Origin of the sequence: Streptomyces europaeiscabiei (genome assembly GCF_036346855.1) — a bacterium.
Taxonomy (GTDB): domain Bacteria; phylum Actinomycetota; class Actinomycetes; order Streptomycetales; family Streptomycetaceae; genus Streptomyces; species Streptomyces europaeiscabiei.
This window is the reverse complement of sequence record NZ_CP107841.1, coordinates 10,158,850-10,179,013: the sequence shown is the minus strand read 5'-3', so window position 1 is coordinate 10,179,013 and position 20,164 is coordinate 10,158,850. Positions and strand designations below refer to the sequence as shown.

Genomic DNA, 20,164 nt, shown 5'->3' with positions numbered 1-20,164 from the left:
TCTGGGCACGGCGGCCCTGTGTGTGCCACCGCAGGCGGTAGTGCGGACCCATACTCGTGGATCCGGCCTCGCACACCCATGGGATTGACCTGATCTGGATATGTCCAGTTGCAGAAGTCTTCAACTCATGGGCGTGCGAAGCCGTGAACCGTGGCGCTTTCTATACTTCGAGTTCACCCTCGATGCGCTTGAGTTGGTGACGGGCCATGGCCAGGTTCGATTTCGCCCGGTCGAGCACGAGGTAGAGGAACAGCCCATTGCCGCCACGGCCCTTGAGCGGCTGGATGATGTGGTACTGGCTGCCGAGTGTGATCAGCACGTCCTCGATCGCCCCCTTGAGTCCGAGGTGTTCCATGGTGCGGGTCTTGGCGCGGATCACGTCCGTGTTGCCCGCCGCCGCGACAGTCAGGTCGAGGTCCTTGCCTCCCCCCAACGTGCCCAGCGCCATGCCGCTGGTGTAGTCGACCAGCGCAGTCCCCAACGCCCCCTCGATCGACGTCATGATCTCCTTCAGGGAAATCTCCACATTGCTCATAACAGCATCTCCTCCGGGTCACTGCGCGGCTCGGGCGCTGCCCTCTCCGCCGGTGCGAGGACCCTACGAAGTACCCATGACCGGAACGTCTGTTGTTTCGGAACTGAACGAGGGAGCCTCGAAATGGCGCACTGATGCATTACTTGTGACTGCTCACGTACAGGATCAGGTTCGAGCTGCCCGACTCGCAGGCCTCGGTGAGCTGCTGGATCCACATCCGCCGCAGCGCCTGGACCCGGTCGAGCAGCCACAGGGGACACAGAGACGTTCGGTGCGTGCAGGGCCGCAAGCAGGCTCAACCCGTCGGACGGCTGTCTTCGAACCGGATCGCGTACCGGCCGAACCAGTCGGACGGAACCGAGCCGGCCAGCCACTGCGGCTCGTGGGTGGCCACGCTGTCCAACGCGGCCCGCAGGGTCTCACCCAACTGCCCACTCACCGGGAGAGCGGCTGGTCCCAGGCGTTGCCGACGGACACCGTCGACGGCGCCGACTCGGCCGAGCCCCCTTGTTGCCCACGGCGCGCGTCCCCTCGGAACCGCGCCGTGCCCGTGTCGAAGAGAAGCGGCGCGAACTCCTCCCGCGCGCTGTCCCGGAGCCACACGATCACCAGGTACTTCCTGCCCCGGACGTCAGCGAACTCGGCGAACCGGTCTCGTGCGGCCTCCTCGGTCACGATGCAGACGGGCTCGAGGGCACGCGCGGTCCTGTCCCGGTCCTGACGGTCGGCTCGACGGAAGGAATTCCGCAGCAGATGGGCCCGTTCACCGTGAGGTGGACGGGCCCGTTCACGCGCCGCGCATGCTCATGCGCGGGTTGTGTGTTCACACAGCACCCGCGTTATTACCGGGCGGCCTTCTTCGCGCCGGAGAACGCGGCGAACGCACCGATGGCGAGAAACAGGAAGGTCATCGCGCCGGCCGTCTCGCCCCAATACTCGGTCAGCACATCGACGTGCTCGACGAGCATCGTGGTCGCGGAGACGCCGAGCTCGTCGGCGAACATCATCGCGATTCCGATGAGCTGGCCGAGGTAGACCGCACCCAGCGACAGCAGGGCGCTGACCACGGGCAAGACCGGGTTGGTGCCACCGATCTTGCCCGCCGCGAAGCCTATGAGGAAGCCGACGCCGACGGCTGCGTAGCCGATCTCGTACTTGGTCGCGCCGACGATCCCGCCGTAGATACCAGCGGTGACCAGGGCCACGACGACGGCGGCGACCAGGCCCAGGGCGAGGTTGTTACGGGCCGGCGCGGCCGCGGGCGCGAACGGGGCCGGGGGAGGTAGGGCGGCACCGGGCTGCTGGGCGTAGGGATTGCCGTCGGCGGGCTGCTGGGCGTAGGGATTGCCGGCGGCGGGCTGCTGGGCGAACGGGTTGCCGTCGGACGGCGGCGGAGTTGACTGGGTCATGACAGGATCCCCCCACGAGACTGATACGACGAGTGGCGCGATGCGTGCGCACAAGTGTGCGACAAGACGCCGAACACTAGCAGGCGCGACAACCCTCTTCACCAGGGATTACACGGGGACTTCGCATGGGAATCCACAGGGGAGTCCGCGCCGGAGGTTGCGGGAATCCGTATCACGCCCGATGCGACTGGCGACGCCCCGGTCTTCCCCCAGGTCATGTCCCGCTTACGCGTCCCCCGGCGAGCCGGCCGCCCCAAGGCCACGCCGGACATGTACCAGGTGGTTCGGCTCCACCGCACCCCGTGTACGGAGCGACCCCGTCAGCGGGGGCGGCGACCGGAGCCTGCTCGCCGACGATGCCCCGCGAACCGTGGTGTGCGCCAGCGCGGGCAACCTCGGCCAGGCCCTCGCCTGGTCCGGTCGCGGCCGGGGGCTCGACGTCACCGTCGTGGCATCCCGCTCTGCGACTCGGGCCAAGCTGGATCGCATCCGCGCGCTGGAGGCCAGGCTGGAGCTGGTGGACGGCGACCACGAGATGGCCCGCGAGCGGGCGGCGGCCATCGCACGGTACGAGGGCATCCGGCTGGTCGAAGACAGCCTGGACATCGAGACCTGTGAGGGCGCGGCGACCATCGGCCTGGAACTGGTGGACACAGCTCAGTCGTTCGACACCGTTCTGGTTGCTCTCGGAGGCGGGGCGCTGGCCACCGGCGTGGGTCACGTGGTGAAGGCATTGGCACCCGAGGTCCAGGTGATCTGCGTCCAGCCGCTGGGCGCACCGGCGATGACACACTCGTGGCGCAGGCGGCGTGTCGTCACCACCGACTCGACCGACACCATCGCTGACGGCGTCGCCGGCCGGTGCCCCATCCCGGCCGTCCTGGACGACCTCCTCCTGGTCGCTGACGACGCCGTCCTGGTCCAGGAGGCGTCGATCATCGCCGGTATGCGGATGCTCCTCGACCCACGCCGGCCTCGTCGTCGAACCGTCGGCCGCGCTCGGCGTCGCGGCGATCCTCGAAGACCGTGACCGCTTCGCCGGCCGGCATGTCGTCACCATCGTGTGCGGCAGCAACGTCGACCCGGACGCCTACCACCGCTGGGTCGGCGCGGCTCCCATCCCCAGGTCTTGACAATTGCTCCCGTTCCAGAGGTGAGAGGTGAGTTGCACCCCGAGCGCCGTCGCCGGCCGCATCGGAGGAGTCGGGAGTGACGACGACCTTCTCGGGGTGCTCATCCAGGCGTGGCTTCGCCTCACTGCAGGCGGCGTCCGGACCGGTGTGCCGGTACGGGGGCACCAGCCGAGGCACCCCGGATGGGATGTCGGGTGGGGAGCCGGCTCGGAGCGCAGCGTCGGCGGGCCGCGGAGCGTTCCGAGCGGGCCGGTCAGAACTGACAGGTGTCCATCCAGCGCGTGACCAGGGAGGTGTTGTTCTTGTCGGCGTCACGCGCGGGACCGCACAGGAACGGGCTGAAGCGGGTGTCGGCACGCAGCCAGTGGCTGAGGAACGACACGATCCACTTGCCCTGCTTGGCCTTGTTGCCGGAGCCCGTCATCGGGCACAGATGGTCTCCGGGAACCTCGATGTAGAGCTTCTCGGCCTGGGACATGGAGTTGTACCAGGGCACCGCATAGCTGTTGCCGTGGGCGATGAGGTCGCTCCGACAGGTCAGGAAGAACGTGGGCTCGGTGACTGCGGAGAAGTTCGTGTTCGGGAGGTAGGGGGCCGTGGGCACGCCCGCCCGGAAGCGCGAGTCGTCCCGGAGTGCCGCCATGACGCCACCGCCGCCCATCGAGTGACCGACCGCGCCCAGCGTGCCGTTGACCTTCCCCGAGATCGGGTTGCCGGTGGCGTTGCCGAGCGCGAGCAGTTGGGTGCCGGCGGCGGTGATCTGGCGGCCGCGCGATTCGGGGTCGTCGGTGAGTGCGTTGGTTCCGACGTTGATGACGACGAAGCCCCAGGAGGCGAGGCGGGGTGCGAGCCATTGCAGGTTCTGTTGTGTGCCCTGATAGCCCGGCATCAGTACGACGCCCGGATACGAGCCACTTTCCGTGGGGTACGTGACCGTGCCGGAGCCGTACCCGGTCGGGTTGGGAACGGTGTAAGCGGCGGTGGTCAGCGGCCCGTTGGCGGCTTCGAGGGAAGCGGTCGTCGGGTCCGGGATCCCGTTGTCCGAAGGAGCGCCGCCGCCGGAGCCGTACACCTGGAACTCCCACAGCGAGTAGCCGTAGGCGGTGCCTCGCTGGGTGCCGTGGACGCGGACGTACCGGCCGTTGCCGTCCACGTCGAGGGTCTGCACGCCGCCGGTGTTGGTCGTGGTCGAGTGGATGGTGGTCCAGGAGGTGCCGTTGTCGGAGGTCTGGATCTGGAACGCGCGCCCGTAGGCGGTCTCCCAGCGCAGCACTACTTGGCTGATGGTGGCGGTGGCGCCCAGATCCACGCTCAGCCACTGCGGATCTCCGAACGCGCTCGACCAGCGCGTCCCGGTGTTGCCGTCCACCGCCGCAGACGCGGGGGTGGACTCGTTCTCGGTGGACGAGGCGGTCACGGGTCTGCCCTGGGACAGCAAGTCGGCGGCTGCCGCCGCCGGCTGGGCGGCTGTCAGCAGGGCCGACGCCAGGCCGATGACGGTTGTCAGGGCGATCAGAGCCGTCATGGCACGGGGTCGGCTCCGTAACTGCCCGGTCGTGTTCGTCGAACGACTGGATGGACTCATGGGAATACCTCCGGAGGAGCGGTGAGAGCGCGGTGACCGGACAACGAGGTGCTCACCGCACTGTGAACGCTGCCGGACTACGCCGGAAGGTGAACCCCCTCACCGTGCGGAAACCAGGCAGATCGGTGGACCTCCTCCTGCGCGCCCCGCCTTCATGAGCACCCTGGTCTGCCTGGGTGCCCACCGCTCTCCTTCCTGCGGAGCGTGCGGAAGCAGACTCAGGGCACCAGGGGCCTTACAGGGGACTTCGGGGGCCGGACGATGCGGCCGGTGATGACCGCCGCATACGGTGTTCGTCCGAGCAGAAGGTGAGTGCCATGTCCCTTGGCCCCGACCCGGCGGACTCTCCCGGGACCAGCCGCAGCACATCGGCGACGATCCAGCCGAACATCCTGCGCTACCTGGTCGCGGTCGCCGACGAGCGCGGCGTCGACCTGCGCCCCTTGCTGAAGCAGATGGGACTCGACGAGACGGTCATGCGCTCCGCCGCACTGCGGGTGTCCTACCGGCAGGGCAGCGCCGTGATCCGGCGTGCGCTGGAGCTCACCAAGGACGAGCGCCTGGGTCTGAAGGTCGGCGCGGCGCAGCACCTCACCGCGTGGGGTCTGCTCGGCTTCGCCCTCATGGCCGACGACACGCTTCAGCACGCCATCAGGACAGGGGTGAAGTACCAGAACCTGTCCGGTGCGATGGTGGTGTGGTCGGCCGGTGTGGGGCAGGAGGACGACGCCTTCGTGCTGCGCGCCGATCTTCCCGATCCCGCGATGGACCCGGGCGTGGCCTGCTTCCTGATCGAGGAGGCGTTCGCCTCGGTGGTCACCCTGTCCCGGCTGGCCGTCGGCCCCGCCTTCATGCCGAGGGCGGTGGAGTTCGTCCTTCCGCCACCGCGCCGACTCGACGTGTACGAGGCCCTGTTCCGCTGTCCGGTCCGCTTCGGTGCCCCCGCCAACCGCATGGTCATCGACCCCACGTGGGCCCGCACCCGGATGCCCGGCCGGGATCCGGTGAGCTACGCGTCGACGCTGGAGATGCTCGACACGCACATGGTGTCCCGCCGTGACCAGCAGGACCTGCTGGAGGTGCTGGAGGTCTCCGTCGCGCAGGGCCTCCCGGTGGTGCCTTCGTTCGGCGAGCAGGCGCGACGGCACGCGACGAGCGAGCGGACGCTGCGCCGTCGGCTGGCCGACTGCGGCACCACGTACGAGGCGCTCGTGGAGGGAGTGCGCCGGGAACGCGTCGAACAGCTGTTGCTCCACCCGGAACTGACCTTGCGCGACATCGCCCGGCGGGCGGGTTTCTCCGACGATCGGGCGTTGCGCCGCGCGGTACGCCGCTGGCACGGCACCTCCCCGGTCCGGCTGCGGGAGCGGATGCTCCGAGAGCCGGTGCACCCGGAATGACGTGCCGGCTGCGGCGCGTGCCGACTGTCGGGGCGGTCAGCGGGTGCGGATCCAGATCGTCTTCTCGCGGGTCCACTGGTCGAACGCGTCGGTGGACTTCTCCACCCCGCCGAATCCCGACTGTTTCCAGCCGCCGAAAGGTGTGGTGATGTCGCCCTCGCTGTAGGCGTTGACGGAAACCACGCCGGCCTCGATGCCTCGTGCCAGCCGCAGCGCGGTGTCGAGGTCGCGCGTCCAGACCGAGGCGGCGAGACCGTACTCGGTGGCGTTGGCCAGACGTACCGCCTCCTCCTCCGAGGTGAAGGTCTGGAGGGTGACGACCGGGCCGAACAACTCCTTGGTGAGCACGTCACTGCCGTCGGGGGCTCGGGTGACCACGGTGGGCGGGTAGTAGGCGCCGCGCGGGGGCAGCCGGTGGGGCAGTCCCCCGGTGTGGATCTGGGCTCCGCCGACCCGGGCGGCCTCCACGGCTCCCGCGACCCGTTCGAAGGCGGCGTGGTCGATCAGCGGCCCCATCCGCGTGCGCGGGTCTGCCGGATCGCCTATGACGAGCTCTCCCGCCGCGGCCGTGAACCACTCCAGAACCTCTTCGGCGATACTGCGGTGCGCCAGGATCCGGGAGCCGGCCGTGCAGTTCTGCCCCGTGGTCACGAACGCGGCCTCGATCATGTTGTCGATGAGTTCGTCGCCGTAGGAGAGAGCGTCGGCCATCAGAACCTGGGGGCTCTTGCCCCCCATCTCCAGGGAGACACGCTTGAAGTTGCTCTCTGCCGCGTCCTTGAGGATGCGGCGGCCGGTCTCGGTGGACCCGGTGAAGGAGAGCGCCCCAACGAGGGGGTTTCGGGCGAGGGCGGTCCCGGCTCCCCGGCCGTACCCGGGCAGTACCGTGAGCACCCCGTCGGGCAGGCCGGCCTCGGCCGCGAGCGCGGCCAGGTGCAGGGCCGAGCGCGGGGTGGCTTCCGCGGGCTTGACCAGCAGACAGTTACCGGCGGCCAGGGCCGGTCCGACCTTCCACGCGGTCATGGCCAGCGGGTAGTTCCACGGCAGGATCGCCGCGACGACCCCGACCGGTTCGCGGCTCATGAGGCCGAGACCCTCGGGTCCGCTCGGCGCGACCCTGCCGAACGTCTTGTCGGCCGCCTCGGCGAACCAGCGGATCGACTCGATGGCCCCCGGTACGTCGCCCGTACGGCATTCCGTGATCGGCTTGCCCGCGTCCTCGCTGTCGAGCCGGGCCAGGATCTCCGCGTCGCGTTCCATGAGGTCGGCCAGCCGCAGCAGCACCGCGCCGCGTTCCCGGACCGGCAGCCGCGACCACACCCCGGAGTCGTGGACCCGCCGGGCCTGCTCGGCGGCCTTGGCGACGTCGTCGGCGCTCGCGGCGGGCAGGGTGGTGATCGGCTCCCCGGTGGCGGGGTTGACGACGTGCAGCGTCTCGTTCGTGGTCATGCTTCCTCCACCAGTTCCCAGCGCCCGTCGGACCGACGGGCCAGTCCGCGTCGGCGGAGTTCCTCCAGATAGCGAGCCATGCCGCGGTCACCACGCTTGCGGAACAGTGGGAAGACCCGGGGCAGCAGGTTCGGCATGAGCATCGCGAACCGCACCAGACGGGACTCGCCGGGCCGGGGGTAGACCTCCAGCCGGGGCTTGTCCAGCAGACTCACCACGGCCGCGACGACGTCGGCGGGCTGCTGGGGCGGGTCCTGGAACTGCATCGAGTTCCCGCCGTCCACGGCCTCCTGACGCAGCATGCGGGTGTCGGTCGCCGACGGGAGCACCGACCCGGCCAGAATGCCCTTGCTCCTCAGGTCGAGCCCGATGGCGAGCATCGCGCCCCGCAGCCCGAACTTGGAGGCGGTGTAGATCGGGGTCTCGCCCAGCGGGAAGATCCCGCCGAGGGAGACGGTGGTGACCACCCGGGCGTCCCGGGCAGCCAGGAGAAGGGGGATGGCGATCCGGGTCGCGATCAGCGGGGAGGTCAGGTTGAGGGTGATCTCCCGCTCGATGCTCTCGACGCTGCGGACGTCGAAGCGTTCCGCGCTGGTCATGCCCACGTTGTTGACGAGTACGTCGAGGTGACCGTGGTCCTCGGCGACCAGCTCGAACAGCCGCTCCACCTGGGCACGGTCCAGCAGATCGCAACCGATGCCCGTATGTCCTGCGCCCGGAAGCTCCGCCGCCACCTTCATGGCGCGGATCCCGTCGATGTCGACGACTACGCAGCGGGCACCGCCGGAGGCGAAGCGGTGGCACAGCGCACTGCCGATTCCCCCCGCGCCACCGGTCACCAGCATGACCTTGTCGGTGAAGTCGAACTTGCTCATGCCGTGGCCTCCACGCGTCGCAGGGACCGCGCGGGCGGCGGCTGGCCCTCGGTGCGCCAGCCCATCTCGCGTGCCACCTTGCCGAGGTACTTCACGAACACCCCGCTGTCGACGTAACCGGTGTGGCGGGGCGAGTCGACGAACTTCAGGCCGCCGGACAGATCCGGACGGTCGGCGCGGATCATCCGGGCGAACCGCCCCGCGTTCGGCAGCCGGTGCCGCGCGTCGTGGATGTACCCGGCGATCAGCTGCGCCTGGGTGTCGAAGAGCTGGTAAGCGCCGGAGTTGGTCTCGACGAAGCCGATGCCGAACAGGCCCTCGTGCTCGCGTGAGAACGACGACAGGTACAGGTCCGGGTGCTGCTCGTCGCCGAAGTACCGCTGTGCGACGGGCACTTTGTGGACGTAGCCCGTGGCCAGCAGGACGAGATCGAAGTCGTCGCTCGTGCCGTCGGTGAAGTACACGGTCCTGCCGTCGGTGCGGGCGATCCCGGGCCTGGCGGTGATGTCACCGTGCTGGAGGTGGTGGATCAGCATCGAGTTGATGGCCGGGTGGGTCTCGAACAGTCTGTGGTCCGGCCTCGGCAGCCCCAGCCGCGTCGGGTCGCCGTTGAGGACCCGCAGGAGAGTGCCGAAGAGCCGCTGCGCCAGCCACATCGGCAGGTGCGGCCCGTTGTTGGCGATGGTGTCCACCGGCCGGCCGAACAGGTGCTTGGGAATGAACCAGTACCCCCGCCGCATGCTGATCACCGCGTGGTCCGCGGTCCGGGCGGCGTCGCAGGCTATGTCGCAGCCGGAGTTCCCCGCGCCCACGACCAGGACCCGCTTGCCGCGCAGTTCCTCCGCACTGCGATAGCCGACGGTGTGCCGGACATCCCCGCTGAACTCCCCCGGCAGTTCGGGGATGTTGGGGTGCCACTGCGAGCCCGTACAGACGACGACCTGCCCGTGCACGCTCTGCCGTCCGTCGGCCCGGGTGACCGTCCAGGTGCCGTCCGCGTTCTTCTCCACGTTCTCGACCCCGACGCCGAACTCGATGCGGTCCGTCAGCCCGTAGGCGTCGGCGAAGGACCGCAGGTACGACAGGATCTGCCCGTGGGGCGGGTAGTCCGCGAAGTGGTCGGGCATCGGGAAACCGCCGAAGCCGGACAGGGTCCTGCTGGAGATGAAGTGGGCCGACTCGTACATCGGACCACCGGGGTTCTCGATGTCCCAGATGCCGCCGGGACCGGTGTGCCGCTCAAGATGCGTGTACGGCAGATTCCGCTCCGCCAGGGCCCTGGCGACCGCCAGCCCGGCAGGTCCCGCTCCGATCACGCACGTATCGAACTGGCTTTCCTTCACAGGGCGCCTCCTCGTTCATCCCGTTTCACGGGCGTTGGAGGAAACGTATGCACCCGCCGTCCAGCGGGAACTGACCCGCGCGGCCACGGACCGGACCTCAGCGGCCGCGACCGTGGCGGTGGGAGTCCGGGTCACGGAGAGCGGTGAGCGTCGCCGGGTGCGCGTCAGCCGCTCGTGCTGTCCTGTCCGACGCGCTCACGCGGACGCTCGTCCGGCAGGGGCTGCTCCGCCCAGATCGTCTTGCCGACGGAGGTCTGGCGGCTGCCCCAGCGCTCGGCGACCTGGGCGACGAGGAGCAGTCCACGTCCGCCCTCGTCGAAGACCCGGGCCCGCCGCAGGTGCGGGGCGGTGCCGCTGCCGTCGGAGACTTCGCAGATGAGCGTGTCGGCGCGGATGAGCCGCAGCTGGATGGGGGCGTCGCCGTATCGGACGGCGTTGGTGACCAGCTCGCTGACGATCAGCTCGGTGGCGAACCCCAGCTCGGCCAGCCCCCAGGTGGCCAGCTGTTCGCCCGCCATCCGGCGGGCGCCGGCGACGGCCGCGGGATCGACGGGGAGCTGCCAGGTGCTTACCCGGTCGGTGCCGAGCGTGGAGGTGCGGGCCAGGAGCAGGACGATGTCGTCGGCAGGGGGGTCGGGCCGCACCTTGCGCATCACCTCCTCGCAGGCTTCCTCCAGGTTGGCTGCGGGGCGGCGCAGCGCTTCACACAGCAGCTCCAGCCCGACGTCGATGTCGCGGCCCGGAGCCTCGATCAGACCGTCGGTGTAGAGGGCGAGCAGACTGTCCTCGGCCATGTCGATCCGGGCGGCCTCGAAGGGCAGTCCGCCCAGGCCGAGCGGTGGGCCGGCGGGCAGGTCCAGGACCTGTACCGTGCCGTCGGAGGTCACCAGGACGGGCGGCGGGTGCCCGGCCCGTGCCAGGTCGCACCGCCCGGCGACGGGGTCGTAGACGGCGTACAGGCAGGTGGCCCCGACCTCTCCCGAGGCCCCTTCCGTCTGCCGCCGCGCATCCGGGCCTTCCTCCCGGTCGAGGCGGATGACCAGGTCGTCCAGGCGGGTGAGAAGTTCGTCGGGCGTGAAATCGGCGTCGGCGAGGGTCCGTACCGCGGAGCGCAGACGACCCATCGTGGCCGAGGCGTGCACACCGTGTCCCACCACGTCACCCACGGCCAGCGCGACCCGTCCCCCGGACAGCGAGATCACGTCGAACCAGTCCCCGCCGATCTCGTCCCCCGGGCCCGCGGGGAGATAGCGGTGGGCGAGGTCCACGGCCGCCACTTCCGGCAGCCGCTCGGGCAGCAGGCTGCGCTGGAGCGTGAGCGCGGTCCGGCGTTCGCGGGTGAAGCGGCGGGCGTTGTCGATGCTCACCGCGGCCCTGGCGGCGATCTCCTCGGCGAGCACCAGATCGTCCGGGCCGAAGACGTCCGCGGTCCGATGCCGCATGAGGTTCATGACGCCGAGCGTGACCCCCCGCGCGAGCAGTGGCACCATCATCACCGAATGGATCTTGAATCGCCGTATGCTCTCGGCGCGGGGCGGGGAGGCCGTCGCCCAGGCACGCAGGAGCGGGTCGCCCGCGCGGTAGTGGGTTCCCCGGCCGGTGATCAGGGCCTGGGCCGGTGGTGAGCCGGGAGGGTAGACGTCGGTGTCGCCCGCAAGGACCACGGATTCCGGGCACCCAGGGAGCACCGAGCGTTGCGCGACACGGCGGCAGACGACCGGCGTGGCGGGCGGGATCGGTTGCGGTTCGTGTCCTTGGACGACCGACTCCAGCAGGTCGACGGTGGCGAAGTCGGCGAACCCCGTCACCGCGACCTCGGCCAGCTCCTCGGCTGTCCGGGTCACGTCGAGCGTGCTGCCGATGCGCGTGCCGGCGTCGTTCAGCACCGCCAGACGGCGCCGGGCCCAGTACTGCTCGGTGATGTCGATCACCAACGCCGACACCCCCAGCACCCCGCCCGCCGGGTTCTTCAGCGGGGAGAGGAACAGCGACCACGCGTGATCGCGGACTTCGCCGGAGGCTCGGAACGGCTGCTCCTCGCGGAAGATCATCTCGCCGGTGCGCACCACCTGGTGCTGAAGACGGTCGATCTCGTCCAGGGGCGGCGCGGGATAGATCTCCCACAGCGTCCGCCCTCTCATCTCGTCCGGCTTGAGCCCCATGGCCTGGGTCATGACCTGGTTGCAGGTGACGAACCGCGCCTCGCTGTCGTAGATGGCCACGGGCAGCGGAAGCTGCGCGAGCGTGAGGTCCCACAACTCCGCCGCCTCCGCATCGGTCGGCCCGGAGGGGTACGTCTTCGCCGCCGGGGTGACCACCCAGTGCGTCCTGCCGCGCGCGTCCGCCAGTGGCGTGCCCCGAAGCCGCACGGTGACTCGGTCTCCATCCCGGTTCCGCAGCGCCACGTCGCTCGTCCACTGTTCCCCGGCGGCCAGACAAGGCCGCATCGCGACGGGCAGCCTCGCCGCGAGCAGGCCGGAGGCCGGCCTGCCCACCACGTCCTCGGGCCCGTACCCGAGCAGCCTCACGGCCCCCGCGCTCCACACCATGACGGTTCCGCGCGCGTCGACGACGACCGCGAAGTCGTCGGGTGCGGCTGTTCTACCCGCTCGTGTGGTTGTGTCGGGCTCGTTGTCCATGGGCGTGTACCGACGTCGTTCCTGCCGCAGGTTCAGCGCGGCGCTGCTCACCCGTCACGGGCGCTGCCTCCAGCATCCCGCCGCTGCGCATCCCGCTCAACCGGCCGCGGCAGGCGGTGTCGGGCGTGCGCCGCGGAGACAGCCCGGGTCGGGGTGACCCGGGTGGGTCTCCAGTCGTGATCAAGACGTGGGACGCCGCTGGCAGGCGGTGCCCGGCGGACCGGCGCGTCAGCACCGATCTGCCACACGGCGATGATCTGCACTGCTGCCGGTGCGTCTGCCTGTACGTCTCCTGCTCGATGTCGGCACCGTCGGCGGTGGAGCCACCGTCGACGGTGAGTGACAGTCCGCCGAGCCGGTTGGTGAGGTGGTGGTAGCCGTCCCCGGTGGGCGTCACGGCCCAGTGCTGCTGGGGTACGTCGTCGTCCGACCAGGTGGCCACATCGCCGCCGTCCACGCGCGAGAGGCCGGCCACTTCCATGAGCTTGCCGCTGTTGATGTTCCGGACGGGCAGACGGGCAGGTTCGGCGTGAGCGGGACAGCCTGCGCCATGTCGTGAGGCGACCCCCGAATGTGCCATGCGCTCCTGGCCGCGTGCGCCGTCCCGGCACATACCGATTCCGGGCCTGCTACGGCAGGAAGCACACCGGACAGGAACTCCGGCACGGCGCCGACCGGACCGATGGAGGCGTCGGCGGCTCCGACGCCTCCGGCTGGGCGGCGTGCCGTCGAGCCGCCGTTCGTGTCTCATCCTCCCGACGTACGCGGGCTTCGCTTCCGCACTCGGCCGGACCTCCTGATCACTTCGCCGAACTCCCCGTGACGGCACAGGTCGTGCCGTTGAGTGTGTACGAGTTCGGCGAGGCGGTATCGCCGGTGTGGGCGGCCTGGAAGCCGATGTCGACGGACGCGCCCGGAGCGATGGTGGCGTTGTGGGAGACGTTCCTGGCCGTCACCCGGCCGGACGCGGGCGAGCAGTCGGCGTTCCAGGCGGAAGTGATGGTCTGGCCGCCGGGCAGGGTGAAGGCCAGGGACCAGCCGTCGATCGTGGCAACGCCGGTGTTGGTGAGGGTGATGTTCGAGGTCAGCCCGGTGTTCCAACCGCTGGCGGTGTGGGTGACGCGGCAGACCGAAGTCCCCGGTGACGGGGTGGAGTTCTAAAACTGCGTGAAGAACTTCCACACCTCTCCCGGCAGCCAGGTCCTGGAGCCGCTGTCACCGCCGGCCCGGTCCTGCGGAGCGGCGATGTGCCCCTCGTCGAACGCGGCCCAGGCGACCGGATGCCCGGCCGAGCACCCCGAGTAGGTGGTGACCCGGTGCGTCAGGCTGCCCTGTGTCGGCTCGGGCGGGTTCTGGGCGGTGCAGCCGTTGTTCCTGACGAACCTGTCCCGCATCGTCCGTCCGCCGGAGATGCCGAGGACACTGTCCCTGAGACCGTGCACCCCGAGGTAGGCGATGGGCTGAGTGCCGCCGCTGCATCCGCTGAGCTGCCCGCCGCTCTGCACCGCCACCGCGCGGAAGACCGTCGCCCGGGAACACGCGAGCGCGTACGACATGGCGGCGCCGTAGCTGAATCCCAGAGCGAAGCGCTGCGTCGTGTCGACACACAGGCCGGCCTCGATCCGCCTGAGGATGTCGTCCACGAGGGTGACGTCCTCTCCGCCGGCGTTGGCCCAGCCGTTGTTGAGGCCTTGCGGCGCGACGAAGACGGCGCTGTTGTTCGCCAGTCGCTGGAGCCCGTAGTAGGCCCAGGTGCCCGTTTCCACGGTGCGGCCCGTGGCGACGTCGGTGGAGGTGCCGCCCAGCCAGTGGAACCCGAAGACCAGCCGGTAGGCGCGGTTTCGGTCGTATCCGTCCGGGATCCGCAGGATGAAGCTCCGATTCTTGCCGCCGCTCTGGATCGTGTGTGTACCGCTCGTCAGGGTGGGTGCCTTGCCGCAGCCGGGGGTCGCGGCAGCGGTGCGTGGGGACGCCGCAGCCGTGCCGGATGCCGCGGGCGGGGCGCTTCCGGCGGGGCCGGCGGCCAGCGCCGTGCCTCCCATGATCAGGACGAGCAGCACCGCGACCATCGCGGGCCATAAGAGGGATCTTGTCCTGGTCATCATGCAACTCCCCTTTTCTGGCACATTGCCATGTGCGGACAGAGGTCCAGGTGCGAGATGCGCAAGCTCTTGAGGACGTGCTTCGGGACCGGGCAATCGCACTGCGGTCGCGAGGGAAAAGCGGGTCCCGCCAGGGCGCGTTCGTGGTATCGAACGCCATTCGGGATCCTCAGACAGTTCCGGATCATAGAGGGGCAGCCCAACATGTCAACCTCTTGCGACTCGTTGACTGCGGAACTACCGCACCCCGAGAAGGCGCACGGACCGGTCGGTCCCTCCGCACGCGCCGGTCTCGGTTCGAGCGGGGCAAGGTGAAGCCGACCGAGAATCCATGGCATGACCTGCGTCGATCCACCTCCGGTGAGAGTCCGCAGCGGAACGGGCCACAGCGGTCCGTCACCGCGGAGGGCGGGGTCATGCCCGTGGTCCCCCAAGACGCGATCGGTGTACGCCCGTTCGAAGCCAACCCGAGTGGCGAAACATTTCGACGTAGAGAGCGAATCATGCGAGGGGTATTGACGGGGCTCACCGGCCTTCTATCATCCAGATTGCTCGATGTGTCGACAGGCGTCCGAGAACCCCGACCAAGGTGGACAGGACAGGCCCGGCCACTGCACGCCGCCAGAAGCAGGCCCCCACGCCATGCACGTCGGCACAGCACCCACTCCTCGGCCGTGAGACTCACGGCGGTTGCACGCGCCACCCACAACGGCTCGGCCGCACAAGGAGAACGACATGGATATGTCATGCCCTCATCAGCACATGGGTCGTCGTCGAGTGCTGGCCGCAGCCACCGGTCTGGTGACGAGCACCTCCCTCCCCCTGGCGGGAGCGTCCCGAAGCTCCGCGGCCTCCGGTTTCGTCCGAGGCCCGGCACTCGCGGAGTACACCAACCCGGTCGTCTGGCAGGACTTCGCGGATATCGACGTGATCCGCGTAGGCGGCACCTATTACGCCTCGGCCTCCACGATGCACTACTCGCCGGGTGCCCCCGTCCTGCGCTCGTACGACCTGGTGAACTGGGAGATCGCCGGCCATTCGGTGCCGACCCTCGACTTCGGAGCCAAGTACGACCTCAACGGTGGCCGCGGCTACGTCCGGGGGATCTGGGCGTCGTCGCTGGCCTACCGCCCGAGCAACGGGACGTTCTACTGGCTCGGCCAGATCGACTTCGCCAGGACGTACATCCACACCGCCACCGCGGTCGAGGGACCGTGGAGCAGACTCACCACGATCGGCACGCCGTACTACGACGCCGGGTTGCTCGTCGACAGCGACGACACCCTGTACGTGGCGTACGGAAACACCACCATCAGCGTGGCCCAGCTCTCGCGCGACGGCCGCACCCAGGTCCGCACGCAGCAGGTGTTCAGCACCCCATCGAGTGTCGGCACCCTGGAGGGCTCCCGCTTCTACAAGATCAACGGGCAGTACTACATCTTCCTGACCCGTCCGGCCAACGGCCAGTACATCCTGAAGTCGTCGAGCGGCCCCTTCGGTCCGTACACACTGCGGCAGGTCCTGCTCGACCTGCGCGGGCCGATCCCCGGCGGTGGAGTCCCGCACCAGGGAGGACTGGTGCAGACGCAGAGCGGCGCCTGGTACTACCTGGCCTTCGTGGACGCGTACCCCGGCGGCCGGGTGCCTGCCCTGGCGCCGATCACCTGGACCGCGGACGGCTGGCCCGTCGTGCAACTCGTGAACGGCGCATGGAGCACCTCGTATCCCAGCCCGGCCGTGCCCACGCCACCCCGCCGGGTCTCCCCCATGATCGGTGTCGACACCTTCGACGGCACGGCCCTCAAGCCGAAGTGGGAGTGGAACCACAACCCGGACAACAGCAAATGGTCGGTCGGCAACGGACTGACCCTGCGGACGGCGACCGTCACCAACGACCTGTACTGGGCCCGCAACACGCTCACCCACCGCATCCAGGGTCCGACCTCCACGGCCACCGTCGAGCTCGACTTCTCGGCCATGCGGGACGGCGACCGGGCCGGACTCGCGCTGCTGCGTGACTCCTCGGCCTGGATCGGTGTCAAACGCGACGGTGGCGTGACGCGGGTGGTGATGGTCAACGGGCTGGCCATGGACGGCAACTGGAACACCACCGGCACCGGCACCGAGGTCGCGAGCGTGAACGTGACCGGCAGCCGCGTCCGGCTGCGCGCGACCGCGGACATCCGCCCCGGCTCGGCACGCCCGGGAACCTTCTCCTACAGCGTCGACGGCATCGACTTCACCCGCCTCGGCCCCTCCTTCTCCATGGGCAACGACTGGCGGTTCTTCATGGGCTACCGATTCGCCCTCTTCAACCACGCCACCCAGGCACTCGGCGGCACGGTCCGCATCCCGCGGTTCGAGGTGTCCACGCCCTGACCCACCCCCACCGACCGCACCACCCAACCCCCCGCCAACCGTACGAGGAGAACCATGAACCCGCTGAAACGGCTCGGCCGTCGCCGAGCCTCGGTGTTGTCCCTGCTGGCCATGGCCGCCCTGGTGACGCCAGAGGCCGCGACCGCCGCGACCGACGCGGCCGACGCCGTCCGGGCCTCCACACTCGGCGCGCAAGCCGCCCAGTCCGGACGGTACTTCGGGACAGCGGTGGCCGCCGGAAAGCTCGGTGACGGCACGTACACCGGCATCCTGGACCGCGAGTTCAACTCGGTCACAGCCGAGAACGAGATGAAGTGGGACGCCACCGAGCGATCCCGCGGCTCGTTCACCTTCGGCCCCGCCGACCAGATCGTGAACCGCGCGACGGCCCGCGGTCAGCGCGTGCGCGGCCACACGCTGGTGTGGCACTCCCAACTACCCAGTTGGGTCAGCTCCATCACGGACGCGAACACGCTGCGCAGCGTGATGAACAACCACATCACCACGGTGGCGAACCGCTACAAGGGCCGTATCCACTCCTGGGACGTGGTCAACGAGGCCTTCGCCGACGGCGGCAGCGGCCAGCACCGCCCCTCGGTGTTCCAGAACCTGCTGGGCAACGGCTTCATCGAACAGGCCTTCCGAACCGCGCGGTCGGCCGACCCGGCGGCCAAGCTCTGCTACAACGACTACAACATCGAGGACTGGAACGCCGCCAAGACCCAGGGCGTCTACCGCATGGTGCGCGACTTCAAGGCCCGCGGCGTGCCCATCGACTGCGTCGGCCTCCAGGCCCACTTCGGCGCCGGCGGTCCGCCCGCCAGCTTCCGGACGACGCTGTCGAGTTTCGCCGCCCTCGGCGTGGACGTACAGATCACCGAGCTGGACATCGCACAGGCACCGACGGCCGCGTACGCGAACACGGTCAGGGCCTGTATGAACGTGTCGCGCTGCACCGGCATCACCGTCTGGGGCATCCGCGACAGCGACTCCTGGCGCCAGGGGGAGAACCCCCTGCTGTTCGACCGCAACGGGAACAAGAAAGCGGCCTACCAGTCGACGCTCACCACGATGGGCGGCACCGCCGCGACGAAGCGGGCCGACGCCCAGCCGGCTGACTCCCGTTCGCCCGGGGCAGCCGCCGCGCTGCCCTCCCGCTTCTCCTGGAGCTCCAGCGGAACGCTGATCTCGCCGAAGTCGGACGCCACCCACAACATCGCCGGCATCAAGGATCCGACGGTCGTCCAGTACAACGGCAAGTACCACGTGTTCGCCAGCACCGCCGGCGCCTCCGGCTACAACCTGGTGTACCTGAACTTCAGTGACTGGTCCCAGGCCGGCTCGGCCACGCACCACTACCTGGACCGCAGCGCCATCGGAGCCGGCTACCGGGCCGCGCCTGAGGTCTTCTACTACGCGCCGCAACGCCTGTGGTACCTCGTGTACCAGACGGGCAACGCGTCCTACTCCACCAACCCCGACATCAGCAATCCGAACGGGTGGAGCGCACCGCGCAACTTCTACTCGTCGATGCCCGACATCATCAAGCAGAACATCGGCAACGGTCACTGGGTCGACATGTGGGTGATCTGCGACAGCGCCAACTGTTATCTGTTCTCCTCCGACGACAACGGGCATCTGTACCGGTCCCGGACGACGGTCGGCCAGTTCCCGAACGGCTTCACCAACACCGTCATCGCGGCCCAGGACTCCAAATACGCCATGTTCGAGGCGAGCAACGTGTACAAGGTGCAGGGCTCCGATCAGTATCTGCTCCTCGTCGAGGCCATAGGGTCGGACGGCCGCCGCTATTTCCGTTCTTGGACGACGAGCAACCTCGCGGGCTCCTGGACACAACTGGCCGCCTCCGAGAACAACCCCTTCGCCAAGTCGAACAACGTCACCTTCCCGTCCGGGTCCTGGACCAGGGACATCAGTCACGGCGAGATGATCCGTGCCGGCTACGACCAGACACTGACCATCCCCGCCTGCCGGCTCCAGTACCTCTACCAGGGCATGAACCCCAACGCGAGCGGTGACTACAACACCCTCCCGTGGCGGCTCGGTCTCCTCACCCAGACCAACCCGACCTGCTGAATGCGACGCGGTCCCCCGGCTCACCCCCGGGGGACCGTCGTCCCCACTCGGATGATCCGGTCGGCGGGCCGAGCCGCGCCCCGCGGCGACCGAACCGCTTGATACACCTGTTCGTGGAGCCCGTTCACCGGCATTCGGCTCCCGAGTGTGTCGGACCGTCCGGTTCGCCAGTGGTCGAGCTGGTTGACGCCCGTTCCCGGGGCGCCCGCAGGGTGGCCTCGCCCTGGCGGCCCGGTGGTGTCGAGCGGGCGTAGCGGTCCGCGAGTCGACGGATGTGGTCGACGAGTTCCGCGGGTTCGGTGACGTCGAAGTCGAAGTCGAGCATGCCCAAGTAGGCAGCGAGTGTCTGTACGGTGTCGGCGCCGGTGGTCAGAACGCAGGTGTCGGCGTCGAGAGCCTGGACCGTGCCGACCGCCGGATTGATCCGCTCGATCACCGCCGTCGCCGGCGCGTGGACGGTCACTCGCGCGTGATGGCGCCATGCCGCGCTCGACACCCTCAGGGAGACGTACGCGGTGATGTCGCCACCGGGCGGTTCGCGCGGGGTGAAACGCGGTCCGGTCGGGGTCCGCGGCTGGATCCGGTCGATCCTGAAGGTCCGCCAGTCCTCCCGTTCGACGTCCCACGCGACCAGGTACCAACGCCGGCCCCAGTTCACCGCCCGGTACGGCTCCACGAGGCGCCGACTGGGAGTGCCTGCGTGGTCCAGGTAGTCGAAGCGCAGTCGTTCCCGGTCACGGCAGGCGGACACCAGGGTGGTGAGGACGTCCGCGGAGACGGTCGGGGCAGGCCGGTCGTCCGGCACGGCCACGGTGAACGTCTGCAGTGCCCGCACCCGTCGGCGCAGCCGCGAAGGCAGTACCTGCTCCAGTTTGGCCAGCGCCCGCAACGAGGTCTCCTCGGTGCCGGGAACGGCGCCCTGCGCGGCGGTGCGCAGCGCGATCGTTGCCGCGACGGCCTCCTCGTCGTCGAGGAGCAGCGGCGGCATCGCCGCCCCGGCGCCGAGCCGGTAGCCGCCGGCGGATCCACGGGTGGCGTCGACGGGATAGCCGAGTTCACGCAGTCGGTCGATGTCGTTGCGTACGGTGCGGCCGCTCACCCCCAGGCGCTCGGCGAGTTCGGACCCGGGCCAGGCTCGCGGGGTCTGCAGCAGGGAGAGCAGGCGCAGCAACCGCGCGGAGGTGTCCAGCATGGAGTCCAGCCTGTGGCTTCATTAGG

16 protein-coding genes and 1 pseudogene are annotated in these 20,164 nt (G+C 69.5%); 4 read left to right on the top strand and 13 right to left on the bottom strand.

Annotated features, from left to right (window positions below):
* Nucleotides 1–160 precede the first annotated feature (160 nt).
* The 4 genes from OG858_RS44210 to OG858_RS44195 form a co-directional block, all read right to left on the bottom strand.
* Nucleotides 161–535, bottom strand: a complete 375-nt coding sequence (locus OG858_RS44210; protein ID WP_060904691.1) for a roadblock/LC7 domain-containing protein — start codon at nt 533–535, stop codon at nt 161–163.
* A 295-nt stretch (nt 536–830) separates the two neighbouring features.
* Nucleotides 831–974, bottom strand: coding sequence for a hypothetical protein (locus OG858_RS44205; RefSeq protein ID WP_319315864.1), 144 nt, complete (start codon nt 972–974; stop codon nt 831–833).
* Nucleotides 971–1,210, bottom strand: coding sequence for a hypothetical protein (locus OG858_RS44200; RefSeq protein ID WP_319315861.1), 240 nt, complete (start codon nt 1,208–1,210; stop codon nt 971–973). Before OG858_RS44200 ends, OG858_RS44205 begins: the two co-directional genes overlap by 4 nt.
* Before the next feature lie 167 nt (nt 1,211–1,377).
* The gene (locus OG858_RS44195) at nt 1,378–1,944 is read right to left on the bottom strand and encodes a hypothetical protein (RefSeq protein ID WP_319315858.1); all 567 of its coding nucleotides are present in this window, start codon (nt 1,942–1,944) and stop codon (nt 1,378–1,380) included.
* Nucleotides 1,945–2,284: 340 nt separating this feature from the next.
* Here OG858_RS44195 and OG858_RS44190 point away from each other — a divergent pair.
* Nucleotides 2,285–3,077, top strand: a pseudogene (locus OG858_RS44190) (threonine ammonia-lyase); the annotation flags it as partial.
* Between the two features lie 253 nt (nt 3,078–3,330).
* Here the strand turns inward: OG858_RS44190 and OG858_RS44185 are convergent.
* Complete coding sequence (locus OG858_RS44185) at nt 3,331–4,602, bottom strand: poly(ethylene terephthalate) hydrolase family protein (RefSeq protein ID WP_086747376.1); 1,272 nt, start codon at nt 4,600–4,602, stop codon at nt 3,331–3,333.
* A gap of 377 nt (nt 4,603–4,979) precedes the next feature.
* Here OG858_RS44185 and OG858_RS44180 point away from each other — a divergent pair, with 377 nt between their 5' ends.
* Nucleotides 4,980–6,062: an AraC family transcriptional regulator gene (locus OG858_RS44180; RefSeq protein WP_086747377.1), complete on the top strand. Its 1,083-nt coding sequence runs from the start codon at nt 4,980–4,982 to the stop codon at nt 6,060–6,062.
* Nucleotides 6,063–6,098: 36 nt separating this feature from the next.
* Here the strand turns inward: OG858_RS44180 and OG858_RS44175 are convergent, their stop codons facing one another.
* The 7 genes from OG858_RS44175 to OG858_RS44150 form a co-directional block, all read right to left on the bottom strand.
* The gene (locus OG858_RS44175) at nt 6,099–7,511 is read right to left on the bottom strand and encodes an aldehyde dehydrogenase family protein (protein ID WP_319315854.1); all 1,413 of its coding nucleotides are present in this window, start codon (nt 7,509–7,511) and stop codon (nt 6,099–6,101) included.
* Nucleotides 7,508–8,386, bottom strand: coding sequence for an SDR family NAD(P)-dependent oxidoreductase (locus tag OG858_RS44170; protein WP_086747379.1), 879 nt, complete (start codon nt 8,384–8,386; stop codon nt 7,508–7,510). The genes OG858_RS44175 and OG858_RS44170 overlap by 4 nt, the downstream gene beginning before the upstream one ends.
* Entirely contained in the window at nt 8,383–9,729 is a 1,347-nt protein-coding gene (locus tag OG858_RS44165) for a flavin-containing monooxygenase (protein ID WP_179200879.1), read from the bottom strand. The genes OG858_RS44170 and OG858_RS44165 overlap by 4 nt, the downstream gene beginning before the upstream one ends.
* A 164-nt stretch (nt 9,730–9,893) precedes the next feature.
* A complete protein-coding gene (locus tag OG858_RS44160; protein ID WP_086747380.1) occupies nt 9,894–12,368 on the bottom strand; it encodes a SpoIIE family protein phosphatase in 2,475 nt (824 codons plus the stop codon).
* Nucleotides 12,331–12,849: an RICIN domain-containing protein gene (locus OG858_RS48410; RefSeq protein ID WP_408059507.1), complete on the bottom strand. Its 519-nt coding sequence runs from the start codon at nt 12,847–12,849 to the stop codon at nt 12,331–12,333. Before OG858_RS48410 ends, OG858_RS44160 begins: the two co-directional genes overlap by 38 nt.
* Before the next feature lie 319 nt (nt 12,850–13,168).
* A complete protein-coding gene (locus tag OG858_RS48405; RefSeq protein WP_406202075.1) occupies nt 13,169–13,444 on the bottom strand; it encodes a cellulose binding domain-containing protein in 276 nt (91 codons plus the stop codon).
* A gap of 81 nt (nt 13,445–13,525) precedes the next feature.
* On the bottom strand, nt 13,526–14,437 hold the full coding sequence (locus tag OG858_RS44150; protein WP_373420785.1) for an alpha/beta hydrolase family esterase: 912 nt from the start codon (nt 14,435–14,437) through the stop codon (nt 13,526–13,528).
* 795 nt (nt 14,438–15,232) lie between these two features.
* Here OG858_RS44150 and OG858_RS44145 point away from each other — a divergent pair.
* Both OG858_RS44145 and OG858_RS44140 read left to right on the top strand, forming a co-directional pair.
* A complete protein-coding gene (locus OG858_RS44145; protein ID WP_328543827.1) occupies nt 15,233–16,849 on the top strand; it encodes a glycoside hydrolase family 43 protein in 1,617 nt (538 codons plus the stop codon).
* 54 nt (nt 16,850–16,903) lie between these two features.
* Nucleotides 16,904–18,946: a non-reducing end alpha-L-arabinofuranosidase family hydrolase gene (locus OG858_RS44140; RefSeq protein WP_328543828.1), complete on the top strand. Its 2,043-nt coding sequence runs from the start codon at nt 16,904–16,906 to the stop codon at nt 18,944–18,946.
* Between the two features lie 124 nt (nt 18,947–19,070).
* On the opposite strand, the gene OG858_RS44135 is transcribed toward OG858_RS44140, so the two are convergent.
* Entirely contained in the window at nt 19,071–20,138 is a 1,068-nt protein-coding gene (locus OG858_RS44135; protein WP_328543829.1) for a helix-turn-helix transcriptional regulator, read from the bottom strand.
* Between the last annotated feature and the right edge of the window lie 26 nt (nt 20,139–20,164).